This window comes from Frankia sp. CoWAU3, assembly GCF_977971855.1.
The window spans coordinates 1-7491 of the sequence record NZ_CDWWXB010000173.1; the positions used below are offsets into that span (position 1 = coordinate 1).

Below are 7491 nucleotides of genomic sequence, written 5' to 3' on the forward strand. Positions count from 1 at the left end.
TGACGCAGGATCGCCCCGTCGTCACGCCGGCTCACCTCGTATCCCAATGCGGCGGACCAGAAGCGCACCATCACGTCAACGTTCAAACAGTCGACCGCGACCCGCGCCACTCGAATGCCGTTCGTCTCGAACCATGCCACCTGGGCATGATTCCGCATTCGATGCACGCAGGCCTGCCGAGTGGGCCGCACGCTTGAGCGCACGCCCCGACAGAAGCACCAGACTGCCCCGACGGGACCATGAAAGGGACAACCGCGGAGAATTTCGTGGCCAATACCGGCCCGTGGCACACCCGGCGCCCTACGGAGCAGGTAGCGTCAGTCGTTTTCCATCGGCCCGTGACCCGGAACCTCCGTGACCCGGAACCTCCGTGACGACGTGCGGCGAGGCGGACCTGCTTTCGCCTCCGAGTCCGCGGACGATCCCGGGCGCAAAACTGTCGGGGGTGGGACCTACCGTGACGCCGTGCGCCCAGATCCCGCCCCGGACCGTCCCCGGCCGCCCCGGCAGGGCCGGCAGGGCCGGCAGGGCCGGCAGGGCCGGCAGGGCCGGCAGGATGATCTCGGTCGTCCGTTGGCGGACGTGACCTTCGTCGTGTTCGACCTGGAGACGACGGGCACCTCCCCGGGACGCGACGAGATCACCGAGATCGGCGCGGTCCGGGTCCGCGGCGGCCGGATCCTCGCCGAGATGGCCACCCTGGTCCGGCCGGGCGTCGGCATCCCTCCGATGGTCTCGGTGCTCACCGGCATCACCGACGTGATGGTGGCGACGGCGCCGCCGGTCACGCAGGTGCTGCCTACCTTCCTGGAGTTCGCCCGCGGCGCCGTTCTCGTCGCCTATAATGCCCCGTTCGACCTCGGCTTCCTGCGCGCCGCCGTCGAGCTCTGCGGCTATCCGGTGCCCGCCTGGGAGTATCTGGACACGTTGCGTATCGCCCGGCGGGTGGTCACGAGAGACGAGAGCCCCGACTGCCGGCTCACGTCGCTGGCCTCGCTGTTCCGCAGCCCGGTCGAGCCCCGCCACCGGGCGCTGGCGGACGCCCGGGCCACCGTCGACGTGCTGCACGGGCTGTTCGAACGGCTCGGTAACGCGGGCGTGACCACCCTGGAGGACCTGCACGACTACAGCTCCCGGGTGTCGCCGGCCCAGCGACGCAAACGGCATCTGGCCGACGGCCTGCCGACGGGCCCGGGTGTCTACATCTTCCGGGACGCCGACGAACGAGCCCTGTATGTCGGCAGCTCGCGTTCGGTGCGCTCCCGGGTCCGTACCTACTTCACCGCCAGCGAACCCCGGACGCGGATGGCGGAGATGGTGGCGCTGGCCGAGCGGGTCGACGCGATCGGATGCGCGCACGCCCTGGAGGCCGAGGTCCGGGAACTGCGGCTGATCGCCGAGTACAAGCCGCCGTACAACCGCCGATCCCGCTTCCCGGAGCGCTCCGTTTATCTCAAGCTCACCGACGAGCCATTCCCACGGCTTTCACGGGTGCGCGCCGCCCGTGACGACGCGACCTATCTCGGGCCGTTCGGCAGCGTCCGCGCCGCCGACGCCGCCGCCGAGGCGCTGCTGGCCGCGGTGCCGCTGCGCCAGTGCTCCGGGCGCCTGTCCCCGCGCGTGCGCCGGCCCGCCTGTACCCTCGCCGACCTCGGCAGATGCGGAGCGCCGTGCGACGGCCGGGAGGACGTGGCGAGCTACGGCCGGCACGTCGCCGCCGCCCGGGCCGCCATCACCGGCGATCCGGGCCTGGTCATCGCCGCCTCGACGCGGCGGATCGACCGGCTGGCCGCCGAGCGGCGCTACGAGGAGGCCGCCGTCCAGCGGGACCGGATGATCGCGTTCGTCCGCGCAGCCGCACGTGCCCAGCGGCTGTCGGCCCTCACCGGGGTCGCCGAGCTCGTCGCCGCGACCCCGACCACCGAGGCCGGCTGGGATCTGGCCGTAGTGCGTCACGGTCGGCTGGTGTCGGCGGCGAGCGTGCCGCCTGGTGTCGATCCGCGGCCCTGGGTCGACGCCGCGGTCGCCAGCGCCGAGACGGTGCGGCCGCGGCCCGGTCCGGCCCCGTGCGCCTCCGTCGAGGAGACCGAACGCATCGCCCGTTGGCTCGGTGGGCCGGGGGTGCGGCTCGTGCGGCTGGAGGGCGAGTGGAGCTGGCCGGCCGCGGGCGCCATCCGCGCCGCAGCCGGATTCGGTGCGGCCCCCGGCCGGTCGGTACGTGCGTATGACGGTGACGGATGGTTCCCGTCGGCCTGACGTGACGTGCTCCGTCAGGCCGGACGGCTACTGCCGGCCGCCGCCGGGTGGCTGCTTCTCCTCGACGAAGAACCCGGTCACGGCCTTGCCTGCGCGGCGCGCAAGCCCCTTGCCGTGACCGTCGCCATGCCCGTTGGCCGCCGGCAGCTCGAACCGGTCCGTCGGGACGAGCGGATGGTCGGGGACGGGAGTCGGCTTCGGGCGGTGGTCCTCCACGAACTCCCCGCTGGGAAGCTGGCGGATGATCCCGGTCTCGATGCCGTGATGCTCGATCTCGGCGTCCTTCTGGTTGAGCGCAATGCAGATCTTCTTCGTCACCGCATAGGCGATCGGTGGCACGACAATGAGCCCGATGCGGCCGGCCCAGGTCATCGCGTTCAGCGAGATGCTGAAGGTCTTGGCGATGATGTCGTTACCGCCGGAGATCATCAGCACCAGGTAGAAGCTGATCGCCATCGCGCCGATCGCGGTCCTGGTCGGCGCCTCCCGTGGCCGTTGCAGCAGGTTGTGCGGCTTCGCGTCCCCGGTGAACCTGGCTTCCAGCGCGGGATAGAGCGCCGCCAGCGTGAACAGGATGCCCGGCAGGACGGCAGTCGGCCAGAACACCGCGGGGATGGTGTGCCCGAGCCCGCGGAACTCCCAGGGCGGCATGAGCCGGGTCGAGCCGTCGAGGAAGCCGATGTACCAGTCCGGTTGGGAGGCCGAGCTGACCTTCGACGGGTCGTACGGGCCGAACATCCAGATCGGGTTGATCTGGGCGAGACCGCCGAGCAGCGCGAGCATCGCGAAGACCAGCATGAAAAACCCGCCGGACTTCACCGCGAACACGGGGAAGACCCGGTGGCCGACGACGTTGTCCTCGGTCTTGCCCGGCCCGGGGAAGTCCGTGTGCTTCTGGTGCCACAGGATGCCCATATGCGCGCCGATCAGGGCGAGCAGGACACCCGGCACCAGCAGAATGTGCGTCACGTAGAGCCTGGGCAGGAAGTTGACGCCCGGGAACTCCCCGTTGAACACGAGGAACGACGCCCACGTCCCGATGATCGGGATGGACTGGGCGATCGAGGCCGCGATCCGCAGACCGGTGCCGGAGAGCAGGTCGTCCGGGAGCGAGTAGCCGGCGAAGCCCTCGAGCATTGACAGGGCGACCAGACCGATGCCGATCAGCCAGTTGGTCTCACGGGGCTTGCGGAACGCGCCGGTGAAGAACACCCGGAACATGTGCACGATCATCGACGCGACAAAGACCAGCGCGGCCCAGTGGTGGATCTGGCGGAACACCAGACCGGCCCGGGTGTCGAAGCTGATGTCCAGCGTCGAGGCGTAGGCCCGGCTCATCTCCACGCCCTTGAGCGGGACGTAGGAACCGTTGTAGATGACCTCGGTGTTCGACGGGTCGAAGAACAGAGTCAGGTAGATGCCCGTCAGCAGCAGCACGACGAAGCTGTAGAGGGCGATCTCCCCGATCATGAACGACCAGTGGTCGGGGAAGACCTTGTTCAGGTTGCGCCGCAGGAAGGCCTGGTTGCCGAACCGTTCGTCGAGCTCACGGTTGGCCTTCCGGATCGGGCCCGGCCGCTTGACGAACTCGGGGGCGGATGCGGTGGTCATGAGCGCTCCCAGAAGGCGGCACCGACGGGCTCGTGGTAGTCACCGTCACGGGCGTAGAGGAACCCGTCCTTGTCCGCGGCGATGGCAAGCTGTGGCAGGGACCGGCTGGCCGGCCCGAAAATCGCCCGACAGCCGTCCCGCACGTCGAAGACGGACTGGTGGCAGGGGCAGAGCAGATGATGGGTCTGCTGTTCGTACAGGCTGACCGGGCAGCCGGCGTGGGTGCAGATCTTGGAGTAGGCGACGTGGCCGTCGACGCCCCAGTCCTCCCGGCCCTTGCGGGGGCGGTCGACCCCCGGTGGCAGCCGGATGAGCAGCGTCGTGCTGTCGGCCTTGGTCTGGACATCGGTCTTCGGCTGGTACGCAACGGTGCCGTCGGACTCGGTCACCGGAACGGCCGGGAACACCGTCTCGATGCCGCCGATGGCGACGTCGCCGAGCTTGACGTAACGGCCGTCCTCCGTGACGAGGCGGGCACCCTTCACCCAGCTCGTGTGGTCGAGCTTCTTGCCCGGCTTGGTGTTCGTCAGGTTCAGCAGCGGCACCACGATCAGCCCGCCGAGCACGGTGCCCGCCCCGAGCAGGGTGCGGCGCAGCAACGGGTAGCGCGCGAGGCCGGTGTCGGCGAACCCGGCCGCGATCTCCTCCTCGGTGACGGCGATCTCCTCCTTGGAGGAGGCGAACGCGTGGCGCTCCTGCACGGCCTGCTCGTGCGGCATCAGCCGCTTGGCCCACAGAATCAGGCCGATGCCGAGCCCACCGACGGCAAGGCCCAGCGCGGCCCCGAGGGAGGGGGTGTAGTACGCCTTGTACTTGTCACCGACGAAGTTGGTGACAACGAACCCGACGGTGCCGATCACCGAGATCAGGAACCAGCCGGCAATCAGCCGCTCCGCCCGCCGCTCGGCCCGGCGGTCCACGTCCTGCGCGCGCGGCGGACGAACGGTCACCCCACCGGCGGCCCGCTCCCCGTAGGTCGGCTGGATAACCCCAGTCTGCGGGCGAACGGCCGTGGTCGTGGGCTCACGGGTCGAGTCGGTCTGGTGGGGCGGCGTGCCCAGGGCCTCCGGGCCGTCCGACGTCCCGGCCGGGACGTCCGGGCCGCCGGCGGACACCCCGGATCCCCCGGCGGGCTGGCCGGAGGTGTCCACCGGGTGCTTCGCCCTTCTGAAGATGCTGCTCATCGAGTCCTGGTCAGATTCGTCGGCCGGTTCGCCCTGGTAGCCCGGGTAGTGCATGCGCCGGTCCGTCGGAACGGACGGCTGGTCCGCACCGGAATCCGCCGGCCCCGGCGTGCCCCGGCCCGTCTGGTCACTCATACCTTCTGCCTCGCTCCGATCCACAGGCACACACCCAGCAGGGCACCGACGCCCACCAGCCAGGCCAGCAGTCCCTCGGGCACCGGACCGTAGTTACCGAGGCTGTGCCCACCGGCACTCGGCGCTTCCTTCATGTGCTTGATGTAGGCCGCGATCGCGGTCGCGTCCTCCTCGTTCAGCTGGCGCGGGCCGAACACCGGCATCGACTCCGGCCCGGTCCGCATGGCCTCGACGACCTGCACCGGGGTGGCCTCGCTCAGCGAGGGGGCGAACTTGCCGTAGGTCAGCGGCGCGCCCTGCCCGACGGCCTGGTGGCACTGCGCGCAGTTGGCCCGGTACAACTCGCCGCCGTGCGACAGGTCGGCGTCGTTGAGCGCCGCGTCCGTGACCTTCGGCACCTCCTCGCCGCCGCCAAGGCTCTGGATGTACGCGGCGAGCTGGTCGATCTGGGTCGCCGAGTAGATCGGGGGCTTGCGGTCGGCCTGCGCGGCGGGGGCGGCCAGCGGCATCCGGCCGGTCGACACCTGGAAGTCCACCGCGGCGGCGCCGACGCCGATGAGGCTGGGCCCGGTGTTCGTGCCCTGCGCTCCCAGCCCGTGGCAGGTCGAGCAGCCCTGCAGGTACAGCGCCCGGCCCTGCCGGACCGCCTCGTTGGCGTCCGGGGTCTGCGCGGCGTTGCCGCCCGGCGCCAGCACCGTCCACAGCACCCCCGTGGCCAGCAGGCCGAGGACCATGACCAGCGCGGAGGACCTCCGGCGGCGACGCGCGGACGCCGTTCGTCCGCGCGAGAACCGCTTCGTGGCGGCGACCGACACCGAGGATCGCGACGCCGCAGTGCCCGACGCCGGGGTGCCCGACGGTGGGATGCCCGACGGCGTGTCCGAGGATGACGAGGAGCCCGAGGATGCAGTCATGTCGCTCACTGGAGGAGGTAGATGGTCGCGAAGAGGGCGATCCAGACAACGTCGACGAAGTGCCAGTAGTACGACACGACGATCGCCGAGGTCGCCTTCTCCGGTGTGAAGCGCCCGTACGTCGATCGGCCCAGCACCATCAAGAAGGCGACGAGACCGCCGATCACATGGAGCCCGTGGAAACCGGTGGTCAGGTAGTACACCGATCCGTAGGCGTGCGACGCCATCGTGAACTTGTTCTCGCTGAAGTACTCGTTCGCCTGGCCGCCGACGAACACCAGACCCATGATCAGCGAGATCAGGTACCAGCGCCGTAGCCCGTACACGTCACCACGCTCGGCGGCGAACACGCCGAGCTGGCAGGTGACGCTGGACAGGACCAGGATCACGGTGAAGAACAACGCGTACCCGACGTGCAGCTCCACGGGTCCGTGTTCGGATCCGGCGGGGTCGCCGGTGACCGGCGGCCAGTTGCCGCTGTTGACCGAACGGATCGTGAAGTACATCGCGAACAGGGACGCGAAGAACATCAGCTCCGACGACAGCCACACGACCGTGCCAACCGAGACCATCGAGGGACGGTTGGCCGTCGGGTGTGGTGGAGGAGCCTTCTCGAGGACGGGGGCTGAGGCCACGTCGGTCATTCTGGCACGGGACGGCCCACGCGCCACTGTAGGTTCGACGTTCGGTAGGACTACGACCCGTCGATGACCGCCCCGAATCATCGTGGCGGCTGCCTCGCCTGCCCGGCAAAGCCCTGCCGTAGCTGGAAAAACGCAGGTCACAGCGATGTCAGTTGGCCTACGAACGACGCGGAGCGACAAGGCTGACCCAGCCGATGTTGCGTGCCTCACCCGCGACACGCCGGCCCGCCAGCGCCCTCCGGCGGGCACAGTCGAGCCAACACGGACACCCCCGACCGCGCCGTGACCCGACCGTGACGTGACGTGATGCCGGGCCGAGGCGGGCCTCAGCCGGACATCGCGGCGAGCGCCCGCAGGCCGTCCGCCGGCAGGGCGATGCCGCCCTCCGAGCCGGGATCGACCGCGAGCAGAAGATCGTCGGACGGCCAGATCCGGCCCAGGGCCGCCACCTGGACCGTGCGGTAACGCGCCACCTCCGGCAGCGCCTCGGCCAGGCGTTGCTCAGAGGTGAACGTCGGGACGAACTGGGTGCCGTCCTGCCGTTCGGCCACCGGCAGCTGCAGCAGGCTGTCGTCCTCCTCCGACAGATCGGTGATGTCGTTACCGAGGTCGGGCAACAGGACCTCGGCGGCGGCGAGGTCACCGAGCGCGGCCCACTCGTCCTTGCCCTCGGCGAGGCGGTGCAGCGCGGCCCGCGCGGCCGTGCCCTGCGCGGAGGGGACGCCGGGCGGGATGGCGGCGCCGGGC

Annotated in this window: 7 protein-coding genes; 1 reads left to right on the top strand and 6 read right to left on the bottom strand. The window is 70.4% G+C overall.

Annotated features, from left to right (window positions below; translation table 11 throughout):
- A partial coding sequence (locus tag AC08ON_RS14145; RefSeq protein ID WP_476617135.1) for a VOC family protein occupies window positions 1–158 on the bottom strand: 158 nt, incomplete at its 3' end.
- A 307-nt stretch (window positions 159–465) separates the two neighbouring features.
- Between AC08ON_RS14145 and AC08ON_RS14150 the strand changes: the two genes are divergently transcribed.
- The gene (locus AC08ON_RS14150; protein WP_476617136.1) at window positions 466–2256 is read left to right on the top strand and encodes a DEDD exonuclease domain-containing protein; all 1791 of its coding nucleotides are present in this window, start codon (window positions 466–468) and stop codon (window positions 2254–2256) included.
- A 27-nt stretch (window positions 2257–2283) separates the two neighbouring features.
- On the opposite strand, the gene qcrB is transcribed toward AC08ON_RS14150, so the two are convergent.
- From qcrB to AC08ON_RS14175, 5 genes are all read right to left on the bottom strand, one after another.
- Entirely contained in the window at window positions 2284–3867 is a 1584-nt protein-coding gene (qcrB, locus tag AC08ON_RS14155) for a cytochrome bc1 complex cytochrome b subunit (protein ID WP_476607481.1), read from the bottom strand.
- Window positions 3864–5186: a cytochrome bc1 complex Rieske iron-sulfur subunit gene (gene qcrA / locus AC08ON_RS14160; protein ID WP_476607482.1), complete on the bottom strand. Its 1323-nt coding sequence runs from the start codon at window positions 5184–5186 to the stop codon at window positions 3864–3866. The genes qcrB and qcrA overlap by 4 nt, the downstream gene beginning before the upstream one ends.
- Window positions 5183–6100: a cytochrome bc1 complex diheme cytochrome c subunit gene (qcrC, locus tag AC08ON_RS14165; protein ID WP_476607483.1), complete on the bottom strand. Its 918-nt coding sequence runs from the start codon at window positions 6098–6100 to the stop codon at window positions 5183–5185. The genes qcrA and qcrC overlap by 4 nt, the downstream gene beginning before the upstream one ends.
- Before the next feature lie 5 nt (window positions 6101–6105).
- Window positions 6106–6672 carry an aa3-type cytochrome oxidase subunit III gene (ctaE, locus tag AC08ON_RS14170; protein ID WP_023841255.1) on the bottom strand — a complete coding sequence of 189 codons (567 nt, stop codon included), beginning with the start codon at window positions 6670–6672 and terminating at the stop codon, window positions 6106–6108.
- A 398-nt stretch (window positions 6673–7070) separates the two neighbouring features.
- On the bottom strand, window positions 7071–7491 hold a 421-nt coding region (locus AC08ON_RS14175; RefSeq protein ID WP_476617134.1), incomplete at its 5' end, for an SseB family protein.

What these genes read in the sequence shown, in the direction of transcription:
- qcrB (WP_476607481.1), bottom strand. Translation starts at nt 3,867, where the DNA reads ATGACCACCGCATCCGCCCCCGAGTTCGTCAAGCGGCCGGGCCCGATC.
- qcrA (WP_476607482.1), bottom strand. Translation starts at nt 5,186, where the DNA reads ATGAGTGACCAGACGGGCCGGGGCACGCCGGGGCCGGCGGATTCCGGT.
- qcrC (WP_476607483.1), bottom strand. Translation starts at nt 6,100, where the DNA reads ATGACTGCATCCTCGGGCTCCTCGTCATCCTCGGACACGCCGTCGGGC.
- ctaE (WP_023841255.1), bottom strand. Translation starts at nt 6,672, where the DNA reads ATGGTCTCGGTTGGCACGGTCGTGTGGCTGTCGTCGGAGCTGATGTTC.